The following is a 23,154-nucleotide window of genomic DNA, read 5'->3' on the forward strand; positions in this document are numbered from 1 at the left end:
TCCTCCGGAACCTTGTCTTTTCTTGTCAGTGATTGAGAACGGCGCGCAGGAAACTTCTCGTGCGTTCCTCGCGCGGATTGTCGAAAATCTCCGCCGGCGTACCGGCCTCGACGATGCGGCCGCCGTCCATGAAGATCACGCGGTCGGCGACCTGGCGGGCAAAACCCATCTCGTGGGTGACGACGATCATGGTCACGCCGGTGCCGGCAAGCTTGCGCATGACGTCGAGAACTTCGCCGACCATTTCCGGGTCGAGCGCCGATGTCGGCTCATCGAAGAGCAGCACGCGCGGCTCCATGGCGAGCGCCCGGGCAATTGCCACGCGCTGCTGTTGGCCGCCGGACAGCTGTTCCGGATATTTGTCGGCCTGTTCGGTGATCCCAACGCGGGCAAGCAGTTCCTTCGCCTTGCGCGCCGCTTCCTCGGGCGGCGTGCCGCGCACGCGCATCGGCGCGATCATGATGTTCTTCAGGACGCTCAGATGCGGAAACAGGTTGAACGACTGGAAGACCATGCCGACTTCGGCCCGCACTTGGGCCAGGTTCCTGCCGCGTTCGACCTTGATGCCATCCACCTCGATGCGGCTTTCGCCGGAGAAACTTTCGAGGTGATTGATGCAGCGGATCAGCGTGGATTTGCCCGAGCCGGAGGGTCCAATGACACAGACCACCTCTCCTTCGGCAATCGACAGGTCGATGCCGTGCAACACCTGGAAGTCGCCGTAGGATTTGTTGAGTTTCTGGATGTTGACGATGGTTTTCATCTGCGCCTCCCTGCACTGAAGCGTTTTTCGAGGCGGGCAACGACAATGACCATCGGCCAAAGGAAGGCGATATAGATGACGGCGGCGCCGATCAGCGGTGACGGATTGGCCGTCAGCGCCTGGGCCTGGGTTGCCTGCTTGAGAAGATCGGGCATCGCCACCACGGAGGCGAGCGCCGTATCCTTCATCACATTGATGCAGTTGTTGGTGAGCGGCGGAATGACGATCTTGATCGCCTGTGGCAGGATGATCTCGGCCATCATATGCCGGTAGGAAAGGCCGAGCGCCTCCGATGCCTCGAATTGCCCGCGTGGGATCGCCTCGATACCGGCACGGAAGATCTCGGCCGTGTAAGCCGTCGAGACCAGCGTCAGCGCGCTGACTGCCGAGACGAAAGGCGAGAGCCGGATGCCGACGAATGGCAGGGCATAGTAGATGACGATCAGCAGAACGAGCAGCGGGATCGAGCGGAAGATATCGATATAGATCTTGGCGAGAGCCTGGATCGCTGGATGCCCGTAAAGGCGCAGCAATGCCAGGATCAGCCCGCCGATCAGGCCGCCGATAATGCTGACCACGCCAAGCTCGAGCGTGATCCACAGGCCGGACAGCAGCAAGGGAAAGGATCGCTCCAGCACCGCTAGATTGAAGAAGGTCGTGAAAATATCCATTGAGAAACCGATCAGTCGTTTCGGGGCGGATGACGGGCGAACCCGTCATCCGTATCCTTGACCATCCGGCCTTATTTTGCGGCAGGCATGTCCGCGACCTTCACGGTCGAAGTCGTGTCTTCGGCCTTGGCGCCGAACCAGGTTTCATGCAGCTTGGCGATGAAACCCTCGCCCTTCAGCGTCGTGATCACGTCGTTGACCTCTTTGGCCAGCGGATCGCCCTTGTTGAACATGATCGAGTATTTCTCGCCGGTCGGAATGCGCTCGACGACTTTGATCTCCGGCTTGTCCTTGACGTAGTACTGGAGCGCCGGGATGTCGCTGATATATCCGTCAATGCGGCCGGCCGCGAGATCGAGCATTGCCGGCTGCAGGCCTTCGAAGCGGCGGATTTCGCCGAGGCTGTACTTGGCGGTGTTGTTGGTTGCCCACATGTCGCCCGTCGAGCCGGTATCGACGCCGACAACCTTGCCGCTCATTCCCTTCAGGTCCTTGATGCCGCCTGCGGCCATGACCGTCAGCGACTGGTCGCTGTCGTAATAGGGCTGGGCGAAGCTGACCGATTCGAGACGCTTCTCGGTGATGGTGATCGACGAGACCGCCATGTTGATGCGGCCCGACTGAACGGCCGAGAACAGCCCGTTGAACGGAATGTTGACGAACTCAACCGACTTGTTGAGGCGCTTGGCGATCTCGGTGACGAGATCGACCTCGAACCCGACAGTCTTACCGGACTCGTCCTGAAACTCCCACGGGACATTGCCGATATTGGCGCCGACGTTAAGATCTGCGGCATGGGCAGCGGCCCCCGCAAGCGCCAAGACGCCCGAGAGCATGACAGTCTTCAAAATCGAAAAACGACGCATTTTAGGTTCCCCTTGTTTTGTACTGCGCATTTTTGCTATTGGTCTAACCGGTCTGACCAGTCAGGCCAAATCAAGCACGGTCTATTGTCATTTGCAAGCGACTGATGGATTTAAATGCTGGGACAATCCGGGTGACGTCACCCAACATGCCGAGAGAATGGAAAGAATGCTCAACAGGACATTGGTACCGCAATCGGCGGCACGCCTGATACAGGACATGATCCAGAGCGGAGAGCTCGCCGCAGGCGAGAAGATTCCGTCCCAACGCGAGTTTTCCACCAAGCTCGGCATCAGCCGTGCGTCGCTTCGCGAGGCTCTGCTGACGCTTGAAACGCTCGGCCTCATCAAGACGGAAGCCGGCCGGGGAACCTTCGTCGCCGAACGCGGCAGCGCCGCAAACAGCGGTATGGCGCCATGGCGCTACTCCGACAGCTACTCGGTTTTCGATGTCTTCCAGACCCGCATCATGCTCGAAGGTAACATCGCCGCGCTTGCCGCGGGCCGGCTGACCGGCAATCAGCTGCAAGCGATGGAAGCGGCGACCAAGCAGATGGAGGATTGCTGGGCGAAACAGGATCTGCTCGCGAATGTCGAGGCAGACCTCGAGTTCCACGCGGTCATTGCGTCCGCCTGCAGCAATGCGATGATGCGTGCGCTGTACCAGGTGGTCCGCGAACAATTGACCGAGACGCAGCGCCAGCCGATCCCGATCACCGAGCCCGCCCGCATGAAGGCATCGATTGCCGAACACCGGCGGATCATTTCGGCACTACGCGACAACGACCCCGTTCGCGCTCGCCAAGAAATGGAAAACCACGTCCTGAATACCGCCCGCTGTGCGGGCCTTAATCCCTGAGAATCCGGGAATGCTGTCACGCCCGTCAACCCGAATTGCGTATTACTGACGATACAAATCATGGCCACAGCCACCAGTCGCCTTCTCAAGAATGCCGAAAAGATATCAATCACGCGCGACCATCCGACCAGCATAGCAGTTAGGCTCCGCGGTCGAGAATGATGTGACTCAGGACGGCTTCGGGCGTTCCAACTCGGAAAGGCCGCGCTCGACCAGCGAAGGGTGCGCAAGTACGGGCGTTTCGGGGCGATGACCGACAAGTGCACCGACTGGAAGCTATGGTCGAACCCGGCCCGACGCGCAACAACCGCCAAGAATGGTGGCGTGATCCACTATTCCGATATCACCTTGGATTGGGGATATACCCCCTACTCCCATCAAGGAGCGTCCTTGTGTAGGAATGCTGGACTCCACCCTCTAGTAGCTGCTCACGCGTTGCGATCTCCACGAAAACGCCATCCTGCATGACAGCCACGCGGTTGCAGAGATGCGCGATGACAGCCATGTCGTGGCTGACGAGAATGTAGGTCAGCTTCGATCGCTCTCGCAGATCCTTCAACAGATTGAGAATTTCGGCCTGGATGGAGACATCGAGCGCCGATGTCGGTTCGTCGAGCAAGAGAATCTTCGGCTCGAGGATAAGCGCACGAGCAATCGCGACGCGCTGCCGCTGCCCGCCGGAGAGCTGATGCGGGAAGCGATGACGGAAGCCGGGCGGCAGGCCGACGTCGCGCAGCACCTGCTCGATACGCTCCTGCCTGCGATCCAGCCCATGGATCTCGAGAGGCTCCAGCAGCGTGCGGCCGATCGTATGGCGTGGATGCAGGGAGCCGAACGGATCCTGAAACACCATCTGTTGTTTGGCGAGTTGGGCGCGCGAACGCTTCGGGCCGACCACGTCGCCGTCGATCGAAACAGAACCGCTCCATTCCTTGATGCGCCCCGCCAGCGCGCCGAGCACCGTCGACTTGCCGCATCCGCTCTCGCCAACAAGGCCGAATGTCTCGCCGGGCGCGACCTCGAAGGCGACGCTTTTGACGACCTGCTTGAAATCATTGCCGCTGCCGAAGGACACGGCGAGATCGTTTACCGATATGATGGACATGTCACGCCTCCGCCCAGCTTGCCTGACGCTTCAGCACTTCCAGCCGATCCCTGGGGCGGTCGAGACTGGGCAGCGCCTCAAGCAGGCCGCGTGTGTAGGGATGGGTTGCTTCGTCGAGCCTGGAGGCTTCGATTGTTTCCACGATCCGGCCCGCATACATGATGATGACGCGGTCGCAGAAGCTCTTCACGAGGTTGAGGTCGTGGGAGATGAAGACAAGGCCGATGTTGCGTTCGGTGATCAGGTCGTCGAGGATCGACAGCACCTGCTGGCGCACCGTCACGTCAAGTGCCGAGGTCGGCTCGTCGGCGATGATCAGCGATGGCGAGGAGATCAGCATCATCGAGATCATGATGCGCTGGCCCATGCCGCCCGAGACCTCGTGCGGATAGCGGTTGAAGACGCGCTGCGGGTCGCGGATATTCACCCGCTCCAGCATGGCGAGCGTACGCTCGCGCGCCGCCTTCTTGCCAAGGCGCTCGTGCAGGATGACGGTCTCGGCGATCTGCTCGCCGACGGTCATGACGGGATTGAGCGAATATTTCGGGTCCTGCAGGATCATCGAGATCCGGCTGCCGCGGATCGCGCGCATCGCGGCTTCGCTGGCAGCCAGGAGATCGACGTCCTCAAAGCGCAACTCATCGGCAACCACGCGGGCCGTGCCCGGCTGCAGCCGCATGATCGCGCGCCCGGTCGTGCTCTTGCCGGAGCCGGATTCGCCGATGATGCCTACCTTCTCGCGGCCGACATCGAAGCTTACATTCTTGACGGCGTTGACCACGCCGGACAGCGTCGGAAATTGCACCGACATGTTCTTGACCGAGAGGATCGGTTTTGACTGTTCAGGCATTGCGGGGATCCATGATGTCGCGCAGTCCGTCGCCGAGCAGGTTGAAGGCGAGACTGACCAGGAGAATGGCGATGCCGGGAACCGTCGTCAGCCACCAGGCGTCGAGGAGATATTGTCGGCCGGAGGCCGCCATTGCGCCCCATTCGGGCATCGGCGGCTGTGCGCCAAGCCCGAGGAAGCCAAGACCGGCGGCCGTCAGGATGACGCTCGACATGTTGAGCGTCAGGCGGATGATGATCGACGGCGCGCAAAGCGGCACAATATGGCGAAACAGGATTCGTCCCATGCCCGCGCCCTGCAACTCGGCCGCAACAACGAAATCGGCGGCGCGGAACGTCAGCGTTTCGGCGCGCGCCAGACGCGCGATCGGTGGCCAGACGGTGAGCGCGATGGCGATGACGGCATTTTCGATCCCGGGACCAAGGGCTGCGGAGAAGGCAAGCGCCAGAACGAGACTTGGGAAGGACAGGAAGATATCGGTGATGCGCATCAAGACGACATCGACCCAGCCGCCGAGATAGCCGGCGGTCGCCCCGATCGCAAAGCCGATGGGCGCCACGATGACCGTTACCAGGATGCTGATGTAGAGCGTCGTGCGCGCGCCGTAGACGAGGCGCGAATAGACGTCGCGGCCGAATTCGTCGGTGCCGAACCAGTTCGTAGATGATGGCGGCTTCAGCGCCATGGTCAGATCCTGGAGGATCGGATCATGATTGGCGAGCAGAGGCGCGAAGGTCGCGATCAAAACCAGCAGCAGCACGACGACGAAGCCGGCGAATGCCAATGGGTTGGCGATCAGGTTCAGCCACAGGACATAAGCCTTGTGCAGTCGCGCCTGACGTGTCGAGGAGAACTCCTCGTTGATCAGCCAATTGTGCAGATCGTTGAAATAACGTGTCGCCATGATGTCACCGGGTACGCGGATCGAGGAACCGATAGGTCAGGTCCGACAGGAGGTTGATGGCAATCGAGATGATGCCGATGAGAAGCACGCTGCCGAGCACCGCGTTCATGTCGGCGAAGAACAGCGCCGACGTCAGGTACTGGCCGAGGCCGGGCCACGCGAAAACCGTCTCGATCAGCACCGTGCCGTCGAGCAGGCCGCAATAGGCGAGAGCCACTATCGTCAACAGCTGTACGCGGATGTTGCGAAACGCATGGCGCCAGACGATCGCCCGCTGGCCGAGACCCTTGGCCTTGGCGGTCAGCACATACTCCTGCCGCAACTGCTCGAGCATGAAGCTGCGGCTCATGCGGCTGAGATAGGCCATCGCGGCATATCCGAGGATCAGCGCGGGGCCGCGACATGCAGCAGGGCATCCCGGAACACCCCCCATTCACCGGCGATGATGGCGTCGACAAGGATGGAATTGGTCGGCCCTTCGACCAGCCCCTCATTATAGACGTCGAGGCGGCCGCTGCCGGGTATGATGCCGAACTTTGCGTAGAAGACAAGGATGACGATGGTGCCCAGCCAGAAGATCGGCGTCGAGTGGCCGAGCAGGCCGACGACACGCGCCAGGTGATCGACCCAGGTGCCTTTGCGCACAGCGGAAATGATGCCGAGCGGGATACCGAAGCCGGCGCCGATGATTGTTGCGAGCGTGGCGAGTTCCAGCGTTGCCGGAAAGACGCGAGCGAGATCGCTGGCGACGGGGTTCTTCGTCACATGCGACTGGCCGAAATCCAGGTGCGCGACATTGCCGAGATAGGTGGCGAACTGCACATAGAGCGGCTGATCCAGCCCCATTTCCTTGTAGACGCGCTCATAGGTCTCGTGATCGGCCTGGTCGCCGATCACGGCAATAACCGGATCGGCGGGTACCATGCGGCCGACAACGAAGGTGATCACGAGCAGGCCGAGCAGCGTTGTCAGGATGACGGCAAAGGATGCCGTCACCTTGCGCAGCGCGCCAAGCGCCGCCCGTGCGCCTACCGGCGCGTTTCCAGATGTCTGTGAGATACTCACGTCATTCTCCTCGACAGGAAGGGCTTATTCGCCCTTCGAGACGGTGTCCCAACGGGTGAGCCAGGTCGAATGACCGACATAGCCCTTGACTTCTTTGCGTACCGCCTTTGCGTCCGTGCGCTGGAAGGAGGTGATGAGAGCCGGCGAAGCGTCCATATAGGCCTTGTTGATCTTGGCGTAGAGATCGGCGCGCTTCTGCTGGTCGGTCTCGTGCGCTGCAGCCGTGACCATGTCCTGGATGTCCTTCGGAACCTCCCAGGCGGATCGCCAGGCGATCAGGCCGGAGAGTTTCGCATCGTCGGCATTGTTGGGGTTCGTGGCATAGGACGCCAGAACCGCATGCGGATCGGGCAGGCGTTCGCCGGTGCGCGCCGAGAATATCTCGAATTCGCGGTTGCGGAACTTGCCAATGTGATCGCCGCCCTGCAGGTCGAGCTTGATGCCGGCCTTGGCAGCATTGGCCTGCAGCGACTGCGCGACTTCGTATTCGGGCGTCACGGGCGTTGCGTAATAGACCTTGGAGAAACCGTCGGGATAGCCGGCCTCCGCCAGCAACTGCTTGGCCTTGTCGATATCGAGCTTGTACGGGTTCTCGGTGCTGGCGCCGGGCAGACCGCCCGGAATGATCGTCTGCTGCTTGATGCCGTAGTATTTCATGACGGTGTTAGCGAGGCCGTCATAGTCGATGAGATAGCGAAAAGCCTCGCGGACCTTCGGCTTAGAGAGGATCTCGTCCTTCTGGTTGAGCGCCAGATAGTAGAAGCCGAAGCCCGGCGTCTTCTGGATATCGGCCTTGCCGCCGGCTTCGATCGCCGCCAGATCGGTGGAGGACAGACGCGTCGCGACGTCGACGTCGCCGGCTTCCAGCTGCAGACGCTGGCCTGATGATTCAGGCATATGGCGAAGGATGACCCGGCGCATCTTCGGCGCGCCCTGCCAGTAATCCTTGAAGGCCTCGGCGATCAAGAGGTCGTTGACGCGCCAGGTCCTGAGCGAATAGGGGCCGGATCCGGCATCGTTGGTCTGCAGGAATTCGCGCCCCATGTCGCCAGTCTTCTCGTTTTTGGCGAGAAGCTGGCTGTCGAGGATCGAGGTCGAGAAGCTGGCGAGCGAAAAGAGGATCAGGTTCGGGTTCCAGACCTCAGGCGTCTGCAGCACGACGGTCGCATCGTCGGTCGCCTTGATCAGCTCATCGACATTCTTGTCTGTGATCCCCCACTGGCGGAGATCGACCGAAGGCGCCAAGCCGAGCTTCACCAGACGGCGCAGCGACCACTCGACATCCTTGGCGGTCAGCGCATTGCCGGAATGGAAGGTGACGCCGGAGCGGATCTTGAAGGTGAAGGTCTTGCCGTCGTCGGATACCGTCCAGCTTTCGGCGATGCCCGGCTGCGGCTTGGTGATGTCGTCGGCGGAGAGCACGATGAGCCGCTCATAAAGGTTGGCGACGATTTCCGCCGATTCCAGCTGGTTGAGCTCGTTCGGGTCCAGTCCGCGCATGGAGGACATGTTGGTGGCGATCACCAGTTGGTCCTTGGGCGTTGCCGCCTGCACTGCGAGCGGCATGGCAAGCGTCGATGCCACCACAGCCGATGCCATCAGAAAACTGCGTCTTTTCATCGTCCTATCTCCTCCCTGGTGCGCCGGACCTCGCCCCGAACGCGAATTTTCATATCGACATCGATGTGAAATCTGGTATATCAGATCTCACAAAGCGATTTTGCCGTCAACGGGGGAATTTTCGGAACATGCAAGAAGAGGCATCGACGCAGCCTGGCGCAGACCGCATCGAAAAGATCGACCCGCGTTTTCTGACGACATTGCGCGACCATGTGCACAAGACGCTGCGCACCGCGATCCTCTCCGGCCGCTTCGCGCCGGATGAACGCGTCAACGAGCGCCAGCTCGCAGAGCAGCTCGGCGTCAGCACGACACCCATCAAGGAAGCCCTGCGTCAGCTTGAAACCGAAGGGTTGGTCGAGACGCTGCCGCGCCGCGGTGTGTTGATCCGCTTCAATGCCGGCTGGGCCGAAGAGATGATCCTGGCGCGCGCCGCGCTGGAATCTATGATCGCCCACCTTGCCGCCAAGCGCATCGAAAAGGCCGAGGCCGGCAAGCTGGACGATATCGTCGCACTGATGCGCAAGGCGACCGAAGACGGAGTAGCCGACGACCTAATTTCGCTGAACGAGACGTTTCACGAGCAGATCCACATCGCCTCGCGATGCCAGTATCTCTCGCGCATGATCGAACGACAGCAGTTTTACGACGGCAGCATCCGCCGCGTCATCCATTCCGATCCGCTCGAGCGCGGCAAAGCGCTGGCCGAACATGCCGCGATCGCCGCCGCCATCATCTCCAACGACAGCGACAAGGCCGAGCGCGTAATGCGCGACCACGTCGTCCGTTCCGGCGAAACCTACCTCAACATCGTGTTCAAGAAGAAGGAGGACATCTGACGTGACCGAGGCAATGGAAAAGATCCGCAAGGCCCTGACGGGCATATCGGGTGTGCCCGTGACCCCCTACAAAGCGGATGGCAGCGTCGACATCGCCAAGCTCTCGGCTCTGATCACCCGCCTCGCCCACGCGCGTGTCCACAATTTGATGGCGGCCGGCAACACCGGTGAATTCTTCACCCTGACCATGGACGAAGTGCGCGCGGTCCACACCGCGACGATCAAGGCAGCCGACGGCAAATCGCTTGTCAGCGCAGCTGTTGGGCGTTCGCTGACCGAAGCCAAAGCGCTTGCCCGCGATGCCATCGCCGAAGGAGCCGACGCGATCATGGGCCATCATCCGATGGACCCGTTCGCTGGACCGAGCTACCAGGCCCGGTACTTCCTCGAGCTCGCCGATGCCAGCACCGTTCCCGTCATCGCCTATGTACGCAGCGACACCTTCTCCGTCGCCGACTTCCGCAAGCTCGCGCTGCACCCGAACATCGCCGGCATCAAGTTTGCCTCCGGCAATCTCATGCTGCTAGCCGAAGTGATCCGCGCCACCAGGGACGCACCGGCGATCTGGGTCTGCGGCCTTGCCGAGGGCTGGGCCCCGGCCTTTTACGCGATGGGCGCCCGTGGCTTCACCTCCGGCCTCGTCAATGTTTTCCCCGAGCGCTCGCACGCTATCCACCAGGCGCTGGAAACGGGCGACTACGCCGCTGCCCGCGCGCTCATCGACGATATCGCCGGCTTCGAGGCGCTGCGCACCAAATACCTCAACGGCGCCAATGTCACCGTCGTCAAGGAAGCGCTCGGCATGCTTGGAACCGAAGTCGGCCCCGTTCGCGTGCCCGGTGTCGAGAGCCTGACCGAAGCCGAGCGCGCCGACCTGCGCGCCATCGTCGACAACGTCGCCGAAAAGAGCCGCGCGGCCTGAGGAACATCCCATGCACATCACTGGCATCAAGACCTACATGCAGCGCGTGGACGATCGCCCTCGCCTACTTCTCAAGATCGAAACCAGCGAAGGTATTTCCGGTTGGGGCGAATGCTACAACCACGGCCCGGACTGGGCACTGCCGCCGCTTCTCGACTACCTTTTCCACCAGATCGAGGGCGAGGATCCCCGCCGCGTGGAATTCCTCGTCCTCAAGCTCAACCAGCAATGCCGCTTTCCGCCGGGCGCGCTTGGCCTCGCGGCAATTTCGGCGATCGACCACGCGCTCTGGGATATCGCCGGCAAGGCCGCCGGCCTGCCCGTCTACATGCTGCTCGGCGGAAATGTTCGCGATCGCGTCAAGGTCTATTGCGGCGTCTACACCGCACCCGACCCTGAAGCCGCGCGTGACCAGTCGCTCGAACTGAACGAGAAATACGGCTACACCGCCTTCAAGCTCAGCCCCTATCGCCGCGATCTTCATTCCGGCCGTTGGGGCGAACTGGTCAAGGAGACGGGTGACTGGTTCGGAAAGATCCGCGAGATCACGCCATCGCACTTCGACTATGCCTTCGACGCACACGCGAAGATTTTCGAACCCTACCAGGCCGTTCAACTGGCCGCCGCCATCGCGCCGAATGATCCCTACTTCTACGAGGAGCCGATCCGGCCGGAACACATCCCGGCCTGGGCAGAGTTGAAGTCGAAGGTCACCGTCCCACTGGCAACCGGTGAATCGCTCTATTCGCGCTTCGAGTTCCTGTCGCTGCTGTCTGCACGTGGCGCCGATATCATCCAGCCGGATATCTGCGTGGTCGGTGGGGTCAGCGAAATGCGGCGCATCGCGGCGATCGCGGAAGCTCACTACGTGACGGTCGCACCGCATAACCCGATGGGCCCGCTTGCGACCGCGGTGAACATCCACTTCTGCGCGGCCCAGCCAAACTTCAAGGTGCTGGAGTTCAAGCCGCACGTCCACGCGCCGTGGGCAGCCGACCCCTACATGCCCGTTGACGGCCACATGGAGCTGCGCCCGGATCGGTCTGGCTGGGGCCTCGAGATCGACGAGAAGGCGCTGCAGACGGAGGACTACATTCACTGGGAGCGGAAGATCACCCGCAAGCCCGATGGATCGACGGCCTATCCTTGATAGCTCGTGCGTCTGGCTGCGGTAAGCGAATGCGCCGCAGCCAGCGATTTTGTTCCAAAGGGATCTGCCCTATTCAGACGGGCCAAGCGTTTCGTAAGAACGGATTAGCATCGGAACCTGCCTTCCCCTCTTTGACGGCTTTGCGCCCGACGCGGACATCACCATACGCTCGCCGGTCCCGCCTGTGAAAAGCCACACCGAAGAGCGCCATATACCTAGTGCCTCGTGTGCAGCATCCGTCGCGGCACTATTTTTCGGGCAGGCCAGCCTTGACCAAGGCCGAAACCTGCCGATCGATCACGGTAGGCTCGATGTTGAAGGTCATGTCCCTCCACCGTGCCGCCGTGTACCATGGTTGTTGCGCAAGCACCTTGCCAATTTCCCTGTGAGCATCATCGGGCTTGCCAAGATTGACGAAGTTGATCGCCCGTAGCAGCGGAACGCCGACGAAGAAATCCACAGTGCCATCTATAAGCTTCGCAGACTCCGCATAGCGCTCCTTGTCGGTAAACACGAACGCCTTCATGCTCAGATAGTAGGGCGCATTGTTGGGGTCGCTCCGTAGCGCGAAGTCCGCTAGCTCGATCGCTTTGTCGGTAAGGCCGTGCCATCTGTAGGCGCTGGAAAGATCGCCGATCAGGAAGGCGTCGCCGGGTGAAAGCGCCATCACCTCTTGGGCGCTTTGAAGCGACTTGTCGAATTTGCCCTCGTGGGCATTCACATAGCTAAAGGACCAAAGACCGCTCTTTTTCGCATCCGGTCCGAGACTGGGGCGAGCTAAGGTCTCGTTCAGTATCGCCGAAGCCTGTTGCCAATGCTGCTCGGGAGTTTGGTCATAGCCATAGTTGGCGGCCAGCACGTTGTCCCATGCAAGGCCAAACATCAAAAGGGCGGAATCAGGGAATCTCTTGAGGCCCTCTTCTATGATCTCCCTTGCCTTGACCAGGCTCCGGGGGTTGTATTGCTGAAAGTAGAAGTTCGAGCGCAGGAAGTAGTCGTACTCGGCGAGCTTTGGCGTGTCTTTCTCCCAAACTTTTCTGTATTCGCTCTCATACATCTTGCCGCGCTGGCCGCCGACGGTGGCGACGATACGCTCTACGACCTGATCCTGGAGGGCGAGCGGATCGGTGCCCACCTTGTCAAGTTTTTCCGCCCAGACATGTTCCCCTGTCTGCGCATCGGTGAGCTGGGCCGTGATGCGAAGCCTGTCTGCTTCTTTCCAGATGCCGCCCTCGATCACATAGGCAACACCCAGATCACGACCGATCTGGCGAACGTCCGTCCTCTTGTCCTTATAGGCGTATGTGGCGCTTCCCGACATCACCTTGAGCTCGGACACGCCTGTAAGCATCGAAATCAGATCGTTCGTCATTCCGTCGCTGAAGTAGTCGAGCTTGGGATCGCCGCTCATATTCTGGAATGGCAGAACTGCGATAATCGGCACGCCCACCCGATCTGTCACGGAAGACGTGATTGCGGAAATTCTCAGGCCAGACAACGGCACCGCCCACAAGATCAGGCCACTAGCGGCCATCGTTGCAAAGAGGCCTGCCAGAACGATCACAGGAGCCATCCGTCGATTGACCGACGACCGCCTTGACGGTTGGCCATCCATCCTCACCCGATAGCAGTCCACCCGCTCGGATATGTTCTTGACCTTCTGGGCTCCCATCGCCTCGAAGCTGAAGGCGAGCTTCTTCTCGACCTCTTTTGCCACTTTCGCTGATACCCAAATGCCGCCAGGTTCAGCGAGCTGCTCAAGACGAGCGGCGATATTGACCCCTTCGCCAAACCGGTCCTGCCCCTCCACGATGACCTCGCCGAGGTTGACGCCGATCCGAACACGCAGAGCTCGTTCCTCGGGTAAATCGCCGTTGCGTTCGGCTAGGGTCAGCTGAAGGGTTACCGCACATTCCACTGCCTCGCCGACAGAAATGAATTCCGCCAGCAGGCCATCGCCCATGAGCTTGAAAATGACTCCATGATACTTGGAGATGGTAGGCTCGAACACTTCTCGCAAGCTCGCTTGCAAGCGTTCATGAGTTCCTGTCTCGTCACGCTCCATCATCGCGGAATATCCCACGACATCGGCTGCGAGGATGGCGGCGAGCTTGCGGTCCATCGGCAATCCTACAGGCCGACAGCACGGCCTCTCCCGAATGAAAGATTGACCTCTGCGCGCTGACTGTCAACGTGCCGAACATCAAGGCGTTGCCTGCATCAGGCAGATGAAGCCGACAACGGTCCCGACTATTCGACACCGCCAGCGCCCTCGCCTCATATCCATTTAAGGTGGTGGGATGTTTGGGTCATCGCTGAAGCCCTACTCGCAAAGCTGTCCGCGCAGCGCGAGCGTGGAAGAGGTTGGCTACCCCTGACGCCATCAGAATAAGCACACGACGATGGGTAGGATCGCTGCCGATCGCCTTGGAGTTCGCGGCTCGCAGTCCTTTCTGCCAAACTGAATCCTCAGCGAGCAATGCGCGTCGACAGGACGATAGATGATAGGGTGCGGTCGACCCCATCGATCGAGCCTATATCGTCGATGACTTGATCAAGCTCTGAGATCGATGGTGATGCTATGATTGCGATCAGGTCAAATGTTCCGCTCACCGAATGAAGATCGGTCACGGCTTTCATCCTGTCGAGAGCAGACGTGACTTGCGAGAGCGACTTCGGCGCGATCGTGATCAGTATGTGAGCCCTAACGAGCCCGGATGAATATTCATCGCTTAGCCTGACCGAATACCCGGCAATGACCCCATTTTTCTCCAGACGCTCCAAACGAGACTGCACCGTCGTTCTCGATAGAGAAAGCCGGTTTGCGATCGTCGCGATCGGCATTCTAGCGTTCTCACGCAGCACCTCGAGCAGTTCCCGGTCCTTGTCAGATAGCTTCATCTTCGGCTCGTCTTTTTGTCCAGAGATATCGTCAGAATGCATATTTATTTACGCCAGAAAGCACAATTCGTCTCTATGAATCGCGAACCCTTCGAGTGAATTTATAAAAACCTTATAGGCAGAACGAGGGGAATCTTATGAAGGAAATTGTTGTCATCGGTGCGGGTAAAATCGGGGGTGCCATCGCCTCAATGCTTGCAGAGACGGGCGACTACCAAGTGCTTGTGACCGACCGCGATGAAAAGCAGCTCGCAAAGATCGACAGGCATCAGGCGATCAGCACCGCGACCGTAGACATCGCCGACAAGAAGGCGCTGGTTGAGGCGTTGCGTGGCAAGTTCGCCGTTTTGTCCGCAGCGCCGTTCAATCTCACGGGCAACGTCGCGGAAGCCGCGCTCGAAGCCTCGGTCCACTATCTCGACCTGACGGAAGATGTGGCGACTACCAAGAAGGTCGAAGAGCTCGCGAAAGGTGCCAAGGTCGCATTCATTCCGCAGTGCGGCCTCGCTCCCGGCTTCATCTCGATTGTTGCAAACGATCTGTCAAAGCGGTTCGACACCTTGGACAGCGTGCGCATGCGCGTCGGCGCATTGCCACAATATCCATCGAATGCGCTCAACTATAATCTGACCTGGAGCACGGACGGGCTGATCAACGAATACATCGAGCCCTGCGAAGCCATCGTTGAAGGTAAGCTCGTTACCGTTCCAGCCATGGAAGAGCGCGAAGAATTCTCGCTAGACGGCGTCACCTATGAAGCCTTCAACACATCAGGCGGTCTCGGCACGCTCGCCAAGTCGCTGGAAGGACGTGTGCGTACGATGAATTACCGCACGATCCGATACCCTGGCCACCAGGCGATCATCAAGGCTCTGCTGAACGACCTCAATCTGAAGAACCGTCGAGACGTCCTGAAGGATCTGTTCGAGCACGCGCTCCCCGCGACGTTGCAGGATGTGGTCGTGGTGTTCGTTACGGTCTGCGGCTGGAAGGACAACCGCTATCTCCAGGAAACCTACGCCAACAAGGTTTATGCGACGGTCGTCGCGGGCAAGAAGATGAGCGCCATCCAGGTCACGACTGCTGCCGGCATCGCCACGGTTCTCGATCTACTTGCCGACGGCAAGCTTCCTCAGAGCGGCTTCGTCACGCAAGAGGAAATCGCCTTGCCGGACTTCCTGAACAATCGCTTTGGGCAAGTCTATGACCCGGAGGCGATTCGCCTGAAGCGCGCGGGATAACGGCGACCAAATCAGCGAAGGGCCTGACGCGGGAATGCGGCCGGGCCCTTCCGTTTTAATCTTACATGTGAAGTCTCAGGCGATCATTCGCGAGATTACTTCGAGGGGATGGGGAACCCTGATCTTGTCGATCTGCTTGGACTGGGATCTGCATGAATAGCCTGTCGCCATCAAGACAACGTCGTCACCCCTGGAGTTCTGCACTGCTCCTGCCCAGCTCATGGCGTAGAGCTGCTCGGACACCTGCCGGTTCCTGGTTTCGTGGCCAAACGTTCCCGCCATCCCGCAGCATCCGGCGTGCAGGACCTCCAGCTCAATGCCCATTGCCTCGAAGACCGCCTTCCATTGATTGACTGAGGCGGGCGCATTGCTCCGCTCGGTACAATGAGGCAGCAGTTGAAAGCGCGGTCCCGACGGTATGACCGCCGTGTCCGTGAGCCTGCCGAGATGCGCGGCTAGCCATTCCTGCGGCAGGAGAACTGAAGAGGGCTTCCCGATGCCTCCGATGCCCGTGTACTCGCTTCGGAACGCAAGGGTCATCGATGGGTCAAGACCAACGAGCGTGACGCCAGTTTCCGCGAGATCCTGAAGGTATGCGCTGGTCTTGCGGGCTGCCGCTTCAAACCGCCCAAGATAACCGTGCACATGCAATGCCTTGCCGTTGATCTGTCGGGAAGCAATGAACGGGGAAAGCCCCATCTTCCTCGCGATACTGACGGCTGCAAGAACGACATCTGGATCGAAATCCGCTGTAAACGCGTCCGCGACGAACACGACAGCCCGCTTGCGCTCGCCTTCGGAACGTTTCAGCAGAGCGCTTCGATTGGCAATGAAAACGTCGAGCCTGGCGAGCGAGGCTTCCAGCCGCGTTTGCGGCAAGACTGGAAGCGCCGTCAGCCCGATGCGCCGCATGAGACCCTGACCGAAGGAGGTCCCGGCCATGATGTTGTAGAGTGGTCGGATCCGCTTCATAAACGGAAGGATGGTCTCGATCGCCGCAATGAGTGGATCCTTGAAGGGGCGCAGATATCGGCCGTAGTAGAGTTCGAGGAACTTCGAACGAAATGCCGGCACGCTCACCTTTACGGGACATTGGCCGGCGCACGCCTTGCACGCGAGGCAGGTATCCATAGCCGCTCGAACCTCGTGCGAGAAGTCATGCCGGTTCTTCGGATTTAAACTGTTGAGAAAGCGGGCCGGCACGCCGGCGAGCGGACGGGCCTTCCGCAGGCGTGTGGCCTCCTGGCGCGGGTCGACGCCCTTTTCCGCGAGCAGCCGCAGCCACTCTCTCATCAACATCGCCCGCCCCTTCGGCGAATATCGTCGGTCGCGGGCGGCCTTGTAGGATGGGCACATCGGGCTTGTTTCGTCGAAATCGAAACACGCACCGTTGCCGTTACAATAGGCGGCGTTATCAAAGGCCGCCCTGATCTCGTTGCCGATGACGCGGTCAGTCCCTCCCCGCAGCGAAACCTCATCGATCTTCAGAAGTTGCGCGGCACCGGGAGCGGCAATCTTGCCGGGGTTTAGGCGGTTCTCGGGATCGAATGCTCGCTTGATATCCTGCAAACAGGGATAGAGATCGCCGAAAAATTCGGGGACATATTCGGATCGAACACCCTTTCCGTGCTCGCCCCATAGCACGCCACCATATTTCCGTGTGAGCGCCACGACCGCGTCGCTGATCTGGCGAACCATCGGCACATGATCGTCGCGCGTGAGATCGAGCGCCGGGCGCACATGCAGTACGCCAGCATCGACGTGCCCGAACATGCCATAGGAAACGCCGGCATCGTCGAGCAACCTGCGAAAGTCTCGAATATATGCGGCAAGGTTTTCTGGTGGCACCGCGGTGTCCTCGACGAAGGCTACCGGGCGGATCGGACCGTCGACATTCCCGAGGAGACCTACGGCACGCTTGCGCATCGCCCAGATTGCCTCAACATCCGTGTGGCCGCGTGCGACCGTGTATCCAAGCCGACCGACCTCGCCGCCATTGTCTAGGGCAGCAGTCAGGAGGGATAGTTGAGCGTCAAGTTCGGTCTCGTCATCGGCCAGCACCTCGACAATATTGATGCCATTTGCCGGTATCGCATCGCTCTGCGGAAAGAACTTGGAGATAGCAGTCCAGACGATATCTTTCCTGGCGAGTCCGAGGACAGTTTCATCAACCGTTTCAACGGACGCGACCTTGAACGAGGTCAGTATGCGTGCGTCTTCTAGTGCGGCATTGAAGTCGCCGTAGCGAATGTTGACGAGTGCGGCGCACGCCGGGACAGGCAGCAGATTCAGCTCGGCCTCGGCAATGATCGCCAGGGTCCCTTCGGATCCGCAAAGGATCGCATTGAGATCGAACCGACCGTCCTCCCGATAAATGTGGGCGAGATCGTAGCCCGTCATATAGCGATTGAGGCTCGGAAAAACCTCGGAGATACGATCGCGTTTCTCTTGGGCGATCGTATCGACCGTCCTGTGGATTTCCCCGATACGATCGGGGCGCAAAAGCACCTCGTCCAAAGAATCCTGATCCAATGGGCGCGACCACCATTCGGAACCGTCCATCAGCATCACCCGCAGTCCCAGGATGTGATTGGAGGTCTTGCCGTAGAGGCACGATCCCTGGCCGCAGGCATCCGTCGACACCATGCCGCCGATCGTGGCGCGGTTCGACGTCGAAAGTTCAGGCGCGAAGAACAGGCCGTAGGGCTTCAGAGCCTTGTTCAACTGATCCTTGACAACACCCGCCTGAACCCGCGCAACTCTCCGGACAGGATCGATCTCAAGGATGCGATTCATGTGCCGGGAGCAATCGATCACGACGCCAGGGGTAAGCGATTGACCGTTTGTACCGGTACCGCCCCCACGCGGCGCTATCGAGATGGCCTTAAACTCCGACCTCGACACCACCGTCGAAATGATCTTGAGGTCGGCAAAATCTTTCGGGAACAGGACGCCCATCGGGGCGACCTGATAGATGGAATTGTCCGTCGAATAGACGGTCCGTGATGCCGGCGACACTTCAATGTCACCGACGAACCCGGTTTCCATGAGAGCCTCATAGAAGCCGGGCTGTGCGGTTTGCTCGCCGCCAATGTTTGACTGAAGTCGGGGGATCATCTGTGCAACGGCGGGCCCTGGTAGTTTCCTGTCAACTCAACGCCGCACAAGCGCCTGCGATGCGATCGAGAGCTTCGACAAGTTCGGCTTCCGACGTGGCATAGGAAATCCGGAAATACGGCGAAAGTCCAAACGCCGAGCCGGGGACCACAGCGACATGGGCCTCTTCAAGCAGGTAGTCCGTGAAGTCGGAATCCGTCTCGAGCTTACGGCCTGTCGGTGTCGTTTTTCCGAGTACCCCGGCGCATCCGGAGAAGGTGTAGAAGGCACCCTCGGGCACGCGGCAGCTCAGTCCATCGATCCTGTTGAGACGCTCAACAACCAGGTCGCGTCGCCGGCGGAAGCTGTCCTGCCGCTCCTTTAGAAAACCCTGGGGTCCATTGAGCGCCTCGACTGATGCGGCTTGGCTGACCGAACTCGGGCATGATGTCGCCTGGCTCTGGATGACAGCCATGGCCTTGATCAGAGCTTTCGGTCCGCCGGCATATCCGATGCGCCAGCCGGTCATGGCGTAGGCTTTCGAGACCCCATTGATCGTCAATGTCCGGGCCTTCAGACGTGGCTCGATTGCAACCGGCGTGACGAAGTCGAAGCCCTCGTAGGCGATGTGCTCGTACATATCGTCCACCATCAGCCAGACATGCGGATGGCGCAGGAGCACATCGAGCAACGGCCGGTAGTCTGCGGCGCTGTATGCCGCACCCGAAGGATTGGATGGCGAGTTGAGAAGGACCCAGCGTGTCTTCGGAGTGATCGCCTTTTCCAGCTGCTCAGCTTGCAGACGGAAGCCCGCGGCCGCCTCGCACGGGATCAGCACGGATTTTCCGCCGCATATCTCGACGATGTCCGAATACGACGTCCAATATGGCGTGGGGATGATCACCTCATCGCCCGCATCGAGCGTGGCCATGAAGGCATTGAAGAGGATCTGTTTCGCTCCTGTTGCGATCGTGACCTCATCCGTCGCGTAGTCGATGGCGTTCTCACGCCGGAATTTGGCGACAACAGCATTCTTGAGGGCCGGAGTGCCATCAAGTGCCGTGTACTTGGTGTCGCCGGCATCGATCGCGGCCTTCGCGGCATCCTTTACGCTCTCGGGAGTGTCGAAATCAGGTTCGCCTGCCCCAAGAATGATGACCGGGAGGCCTTCGCGCTTCATCGCCGCAGCACGTGCCCCGATCTGCAGGATCTTGGACACGCCAACGGAAGCGATACGCGAGGCGGGCTTGAAGCCCACCTCCTCAATATTCGTGGATATGGTCATGGTCGTCCCCTCAATCGATATCGAAAGATACGCCCTGCGCGAGCGGGAGCGACTTCGAGTAGTTGACCGTGTTGGTGGCGCGGCGCATGTAGGCTCTCCAGGCATCCGAGCCGGATTCACGCCCGCCTCCGGTTTCCTTCTCACCGCCGAATGCGCCACCGATTTCCGCGCCGGAGGTTCCGATGTTGACGTTCGCGATGCCGCAATCGGAACCGTCAGCAGACATGAACCGCTCGGCTTCCCGCATATCGAGCGTGAAGATCGATGAGGAGAGGCCAGCGCCGACAGCGTTGTGATCCTCGAGGACCGTGTCGAAATTGGAGTACTTCATCACGTAAAGGATGGGAGCAAAGGTCTCTTCGAGAACCGGCCCTTCCTGCTTCGGCATCTCGACAAGTGCTGGCTTGACATAGAAGGCCTCGGGCTGGCCGCAATCGACGCGCTCGCCACCATGAACCGCGCCGCCGTGCCGCCGGGCTTCGGCAAGCGCCTTCTGCATGGCGTCGAAGGCAAGCCTGTCGATCAGCGGACCAACCAGTGCTGAGCTCTCGAGCGGATTACCGACCGAAACGCTCGCATATGCCTTCTTGAGGCGAGGAACGAACTCATCGTAGACGCTATCATGAACGAAGAGACGGCGGAGCGTCGTGCAACGCTGTCCGGCAGTCCCCATTGCGCCGAAAGCGATGGCCCGCAAAGCCATGCCCAGATCAGCCGACGGACATACGATACCGCCATTGTTGCCGCCGAGTTCAAGGATGGCACGGGCGAAGCGCTTGGCGAGACGCGGACCGACATCGCGACCCATGCGCGTCGAACCGGTGGCCGACACCAGGGGAACCTTCGGATGATCGACCAGCACTTCACCAACCGAGCGATCGCCGATGAGCAGCTGAGAGAGGTTAGCCGGCGCATCACCAAAACGCTTGATAGCGCGGTCCAGCACCGCGTGAGCGGCAAGTGCCGTCAGCGGCGTCTTCTCCGAGGGCTTCCAGACAACGCTGTTTCCGCAGACAAGTGCAAGCGCTGCATTCCAGGCCCAGACGGCGACAGGAAAGTTGAAGGCGGAGATGATGCCGATGACACCAAGCGGATGCCAAGTTTCCATCATGCGATGGCCCGGGCGCTCGGTCGCGATGGTAAGACCATAGAGCTGGCGCGACAGGCCGACCGCGAAATCGCAGATATCGATCATTTCCTGAACTTCACCGAGGCCTTCGGATGGGATCTTGCCCGCCTCGATCGACACCAGGCGACCGAGGTCGGCTTTTGCGGCGCGAAGTTCCTCACCGAGCAACCGGACGAGTTCCCCGCGCTTGGGCGCCGGGACCAAGCGCCATTCGCGGAAGGCCTTGTCAGCGGCTTCGATCGCGCCTGCCGCATCCGCTGATGTGACGGTCTTGAGACTTCCGGTCTTTTCGCCGGTAATCGGCGAGAAGGCATCCAAGGTGCCGCCGGCGTAGAGCGATTGTGCGACACCAAGGCGCTCGAGAATCTGCGCGGCTTCCGCGGCTACTGATTTTGGGGTGACAGAGATGTTCATTTTAAGACTCCGATTCGAAATGGGGAGGGGCCGCGCAGCCTTCACTCGGCGGCTGCCTGGCTCGAAAGCCCCGCAAGGCAGGCTTCAATCGATGCTTCTTGGATGCCGGCGTAGTGGTCGAATTCGTTGAGGACCGTTGCACCGAGATCGGCTTCAAAGCGGTTCTGGTTCGGGCTCGCGGCAAACTCTTGCTGGGCGCTGTCGCCAAGATTTGACTGGAAGATGCCGGCAGCACTGACCGGAAGAAAGTCCTCGTAGACGACGGGATCGAACTGTACGACGCCCTGGGAAATAAGATCGTCCAGCTCCCTGCTTGAGGAAGACGGCGCCTTTCCCGTCAGCGAGTAGCTGAAGTAGCCCAGCCCCGCTGTTCGAATGGCATCCCACGTGTCTGGAAAATCCACAAAGGCCGCCGCGAGAGCCGCTTCGTATTCCTTGGAGTTCGAACCATCAGCGGCAGGGCGCACCAGTTTGCGAGATGCGTCCAGCAGCTTGTCGTACAGGCCTCGCCCCTTTGGCGTCAGCGCAATGCCGCGCTGTTCGATCTCGCCAAACCGTGCGGTATGGGAGCCGGTCCTGAAATCTCCTTCAGCACCGGGAAAGGATACCGCTTCCTCGAGGGCCTTGAACGAAGTCTGACGCAGCAGGATCGCGCATTTTCGGGTCGGCGGCCCTTCCACGATAGCCTTCGGCGCAATGTCGTATTGCGGCATCAGCGCCTGCACCTTGTCGATATCAAGCGTGCGGGGTGTAAGGTGGTTGATGTGCGGCCCCTTGAAGGAAACCACATCTGCAATCAGGCGGTGGGCATCATGCAGACGATGGTACATCGAGGCATCGACGCTCGCCTTGTCATGCCAACGGAACGTCTCCAGCACCTCGGCCACGAAGCGGTCGGCATCCACTGCGGACAGCCCACAGTTCTTTTCGGCCTTCTCTGTCAGCTCGATCGCGCCATTGGTGAAGATCTTGCGATCGGCGAGGATGCGCGCCGCCTCCTCACGAAGACCTTCGTCGGCGATCAGGTCGAGCCGCAGCAGCGAGGTAAAGACACGAAACGGATTGCGCTTGAGCGCTTCGTCACCGACCGGGCGGAAGGCCGTGGAATGGACAGGAACGCCTGCCGTCGACAGGTCGTAGTAGCCGACAGGATGCATGCCCATGACCGCGAACACCCGACGCATCATCGCCAGCTCTTCGGCGGTACCGAGCCGGATAGCGCCGTGACGTTCCTCCGAAATGCGATCAAGATTGTCGGTCGCCGTCAGACGCACCTTCAGTACCGCATTTTCATCCAGCGTCTCAGCGTTGACGCGCGCAACCAGGTCCATGAGTGTCCCATAGGCCGGCACCTCGTCGCGATACATCGCGGACATCGCGCCCGAAAAGGCAGAGCGGATTTTGCTGGAGGAGACATATTCAGCCATGGTACTCAATCCTTATTTGAGATGCAGCATCATTCTGATTACGCACTATA

The 23,154-nt window shown here is 60.1% G+C and carries 18 protein-coding genes and 1 pseudogene; 5 read left to right on the forward strand and 14 right to left on the reverse strand.

The window, feature by feature from the left end; all coding sequences use genetic code 11:
* Positions 1-25: 25 nt before the first annotated feature.
* From FZ934_RS24010 to FZ934_RS24020, 3 genes are all read right to left on the reverse strand, one after another.
* Positions 26-763: an amino acid ABC transporter ATP-binding protein gene (locus tag FZ934_RS24010; protein WP_153273338.1), complete on the reverse strand. Its 738-nt coding sequence runs from the start codon at positions 761-763 to the stop codon at positions 26-28.
* On the reverse strand, positions 760-1,434 hold the full coding sequence (locus tag FZ934_RS24015) for an amino acid ABC transporter permease (protein ID WP_153273339.1): 675 nt from the start codon (positions 1,432-1,434) through the stop codon (positions 760-762). Before FZ934_RS24015 ends, FZ934_RS24010 begins: the two co-directional genes overlap by 4 nt.
* A 71-nt stretch (positions 1,435-1,505) precedes the next feature.
* A complete protein-coding gene (locus FZ934_RS24020) occupies positions 1,506-2,300 on the reverse strand; it encodes an ABC transporter substrate-binding protein (protein WP_153273340.1) in 795 nt (264 codons plus the stop codon).
* 166 nt (positions 2,301-2,466) lie between these two features.
* Between FZ934_RS24020 and FZ934_RS24025 the strand changes: the two genes are divergently transcribed.
* Positions 2,467-3,156, forward strand: coding sequence for a FadR/GntR family transcriptional regulator (locus tag FZ934_RS24025; RefSeq protein ID WP_153273341.1), 690 nt, complete (start codon positions 2,467-2,469; stop codon positions 3,154-3,156).
* A gap of 343 nt (positions 3,157-3,499) precedes the next feature.
* On the opposite strand, the gene FZ934_RS24030 is transcribed toward FZ934_RS24025, so the two are convergent.
* The 5 genes and pseudogenes from FZ934_RS24030 to FZ934_RS24050 all read right to left on the reverse strand — a co-directional run bounded on the left by FZ934_RS24030 (position 3,500) and on the right by FZ934_RS24050 (position 8,700).
* Complete coding sequence (locus FZ934_RS24030) at positions 3,500-4,261, reverse strand: ABC transporter ATP-binding protein (RefSeq protein ID WP_153273342.1); 762 nt, start codon at positions 4,259-4,261, stop codon at positions 3,500-3,502.
* A 1-nt stretch (position 4,262) separates the two neighbouring features.
* The gene (locus tag FZ934_RS24035) at positions 4,263-5,111 is read right to left on the reverse strand and encodes an ABC transporter ATP-binding protein (RefSeq protein ID WP_153273343.1); all 849 of its coding nucleotides are present in this window, start codon (positions 5,109-5,111) and stop codon (positions 4,263-4,265) included.
* Positions 5,104-6,015, reverse strand: coding sequence for an ABC transporter permease (locus tag FZ934_RS24040; protein WP_153273344.1), 912 nt, complete (start codon positions 6,013-6,015; stop codon positions 5,104-5,106). Before FZ934_RS24040 ends, FZ934_RS24035 begins: the two co-directional genes overlap by 8 nt.
* A gap of 4 nt (positions 6,016-6,019) precedes the next feature.
* Positions 6,020-7,080: pseudogene (locus FZ934_RS24045) on the reverse strand (ABC transporter permease).
* 24 nt (positions 7,081-7,104) lie between these two features.
* Entirely contained in the window at positions 7,105-8,700 is a 1,596-nt protein-coding gene (locus FZ934_RS24050) for an ABC transporter substrate-binding protein (RefSeq protein WP_153273345.1), read from the reverse strand.
* Between the two features lie 128 nt (positions 8,701-8,828).
* Between FZ934_RS24050 and FZ934_RS24055 the strand changes: the two genes are divergently transcribed.
* The 3 genes from FZ934_RS24055 to FZ934_RS24065 are packed head-to-tail and all read left to right on the forward strand — an operon-like array spanning position 8,829 to position 11,611.
* Positions 8,829-9,539 carry a GntR family transcriptional regulator gene (locus tag FZ934_RS24055; protein WP_153273346.1) on the forward strand — a complete coding sequence of 237 codons (711 nt, stop codon included), beginning with the start codon at positions 8,829-8,831 and terminating at the stop codon, positions 9,537-9,539.
* Positions 9,540-9,552: 13 nt separating this feature from the next.
* Positions 9,553-10,461, forward strand: a complete 909-nt coding sequence (locus FZ934_RS24060; RefSeq protein WP_153274016.1) for a dihydrodipicolinate synthase family protein — start codon at positions 9,553-9,555, stop codon at positions 10,459-10,461.
* A 10-nt stretch (positions 10,462-10,471) separates the two neighbouring features.
* Entirely contained in the window at positions 10,472-11,611 is a 1,140-nt protein-coding gene (locus tag FZ934_RS24065; RefSeq protein ID WP_153273347.1) for a mandelate racemase/muconate lactonizing enzyme family protein, read from the forward strand.
* 247 nt (positions 11,612-11,858) lie between these two features.
* Here FZ934_RS24065 and FZ934_RS24070 read toward each other — a convergent pair whose 3' ends face one another.
* Together FZ934_RS24070 and FZ934_RS24075 are read right to left on the reverse strand one after the other, a co-directional pair.
* Entirely contained in the window at positions 11,859-13,733 is a 1,875-nt protein-coding gene (locus FZ934_RS24070; protein ID WP_153273348.1) for an adenylate/guanylate cyclase domain-containing protein, read from the reverse strand.
* A gap of 347 nt (positions 13,734-14,080) precedes the next feature.
* On the reverse strand, positions 14,081-14,512 hold the full coding sequence (locus FZ934_RS24075) for an Lrp/AsnC family transcriptional regulator (RefSeq protein ID WP_153273349.1): 432 nt from the start codon (positions 14,510-14,512) through the stop codon (positions 14,081-14,083).
* A 137-nt stretch (positions 14,513-14,649) separates the two neighbouring features.
* Here FZ934_RS24075 and FZ934_RS24080 point away from each other — a divergent pair, with 137 nt between their 5' ends.
* Complete coding sequence (locus FZ934_RS24080; RefSeq protein WP_153273350.1) at positions 14,650-15,753, forward strand: saccharopine dehydrogenase family protein; 1,104 nt, start codon at positions 14,650-14,652, stop codon at positions 15,751-15,753.
* 75 nt (positions 15,754-15,828) lie between these two features.
* On the opposite strand, the gene ydiJ is transcribed toward FZ934_RS24080, so the two are convergent.
* The 4 genes from ydiJ to hglS are packed head-to-tail and all read right to left on the reverse strand — an operon-like array spanning position 15,829 to position 23,104.
* Positions 15,829-18,870 carry a D-2-hydroxyglutarate dehydrogenase YdiJ gene (ydiJ, locus tag FZ934_RS24085; RefSeq protein ID WP_153273351.1) on the reverse strand — a complete coding sequence of 1,014 codons (3,042 nt, stop codon included), beginning with the start codon at positions 18,868-18,870 and terminating at the stop codon, positions 15,829-15,831.
* 31 nt (positions 18,871-18,901) lie between these two features.
* Positions 18,902-20,134 (reverse strand): pyridoxal phosphate-dependent aminotransferase, encoded by a 1,233-nt coding sequence (locus FZ934_RS24090; RefSeq protein WP_153273352.1) that lies wholly within the window; start codon positions 20,132-20,134, stop codon positions 18,902-18,904.
* A 10-nt stretch (positions 20,135-20,144) separates the two neighbouring features.
* Positions 20,145-21,677 (reverse strand): L-piperidine-6-carboxylate dehydrogenase, encoded by a 1,533-nt coding sequence (amaB, locus tag FZ934_RS24095; RefSeq protein WP_153273353.1) that lies wholly within the window; start codon positions 21,675-21,677, stop codon positions 20,145-20,147.
* A gap of 41 nt (positions 21,678-21,718) precedes the next feature.
* A complete protein-coding gene (gene hglS / locus FZ934_RS24100; RefSeq protein ID WP_153273354.1) occupies positions 21,719-23,104 on the reverse strand; it encodes a 2-oxoadipate dioxygenase/decarboxylase HglS in 1,386 nt (461 codons plus the stop codon).
* Positions 23,105-23,154 lie beyond the last annotated feature (50 nt).

Origin of the sequence: Rhizobium grahamii, from assembly GCF_009498215.1 — a bacterium.
GTDB lineage: Bacteria > Pseudomonadota > Alphaproteobacteria > Rhizobiales > Rhizobiaceae > Rhizobium > Rhizobium grahamii_A.

Coding starts and splice junctions, on each gene's coding strand:
- ydiJ (WP_153273351.1), bottom strand. CDS start 18,870: ATGATCCCCCGACTTCAGTCAAACATTGGCGGCGAGCAAACCGCACAG.
- FZ934_RS24075 (WP_153273349.1), bottom strand. CDS start 14,512: ATGAAGCTATCTGACAAGGACCGGGAACTGCTCGAGGTGCTGCGTGAG.
- FZ934_RS24010 (WP_153273338.1), bottom strand. CDS start 763: ATGAAAACCATCGTCAACATCCAGAAACTCAACAAATCCTACGGCGAC.
- FZ934_RS24065 (WP_153273347.1), top strand. CDS start 10,472: ATGCACATCACTGGCATCAAGACCTACATGCAGCGCGTGGACGATCGC.
- FZ934_RS24025 (WP_153273341.1), top strand. CDS start 2,467: ATGCTCAACAGGACATTGGTACCGCAATCGGCGGCACGCCTGATACAG.
- FZ934_RS24040 (WP_153273344.1), bottom strand. CDS start 6,015: ATGGCGACACGTTATTTCAACGATCTGCACAATTGGCTGATCAACGAG.
- FZ934_RS24060 (WP_153274016.1), top strand. CDS start 9,553: ATGGAAAAGATCCGCAAGGCCCTGACGGGCATATCGGGTGTGCCCGTG.
- hglS (WP_153273354.1), bottom strand. CDS start 23,104: ATGGCTGAATATGTCTCCTCCAGCAAAATCCGCTCTGCCTTTTCGGGC.
- FZ934_RS24050 (WP_153273345.1), bottom strand. CDS start 8,700: ATGAAAAGACGCAGTTTTCTGATGGCATCGGCTGTGGTGGCATCGACG.
- FZ934_RS24015 (WP_153273339.1), bottom strand. CDS start 1,434: ATGGATATTTTCACGACCTTCTTCAATCTAGCGGTGCTGGAGCGATCC.
- FZ934_RS24035 (WP_153273343.1), bottom strand. CDS start 5,111: ATGCCTGAACAGTCAAAACCGATCCTCTCGGTCAAGAACATGTCGGTG.
- FZ934_RS24020 (WP_153273340.1), bottom strand. CDS start 2,300: ATGCGTCGTTTTTCGATTTTGAAGACTGTCATGCTCTCGGGCGTCTTG.
- amaB (WP_153273353.1), bottom strand. CDS start 21,677: ATGAACATCTCTGTCACCCCAAAATCAGTAGCCGCGGAAGCCGCGCAG.
- FZ934_RS24080 (WP_153273350.1), top strand. CDS start 14,650: ATGAAGGAAATTGTTGTCATCGGTGCGGGTAAAATCGGGGGTGCCATC.
- FZ934_RS24070 (WP_153273348.1), bottom strand. CDS start 13,733: ATGGACCGCAAGCTCGCCGCCATCCTCGCAGCCGATGTCGTGGGATAT.
- FZ934_RS24090 (WP_153273352.1), bottom strand. CDS start 20,134: ATGACCATATCCACGAATATTGAGGAGGTGGGCTTCAAGCCCGCCTCG.
- FZ934_RS24030 (WP_153273342.1), bottom strand. CDS start 4,261: ATGTCCATCATATCGGTAAACGATCTCGCCGTGTCCTTCGGCAGCGGC.
- FZ934_RS24055 (WP_153273346.1), top strand. CDS start 8,829: ATGCAAGAAGAGGCATCGACGCAGCCTGGCGCAGACCGCATCGAAAAG.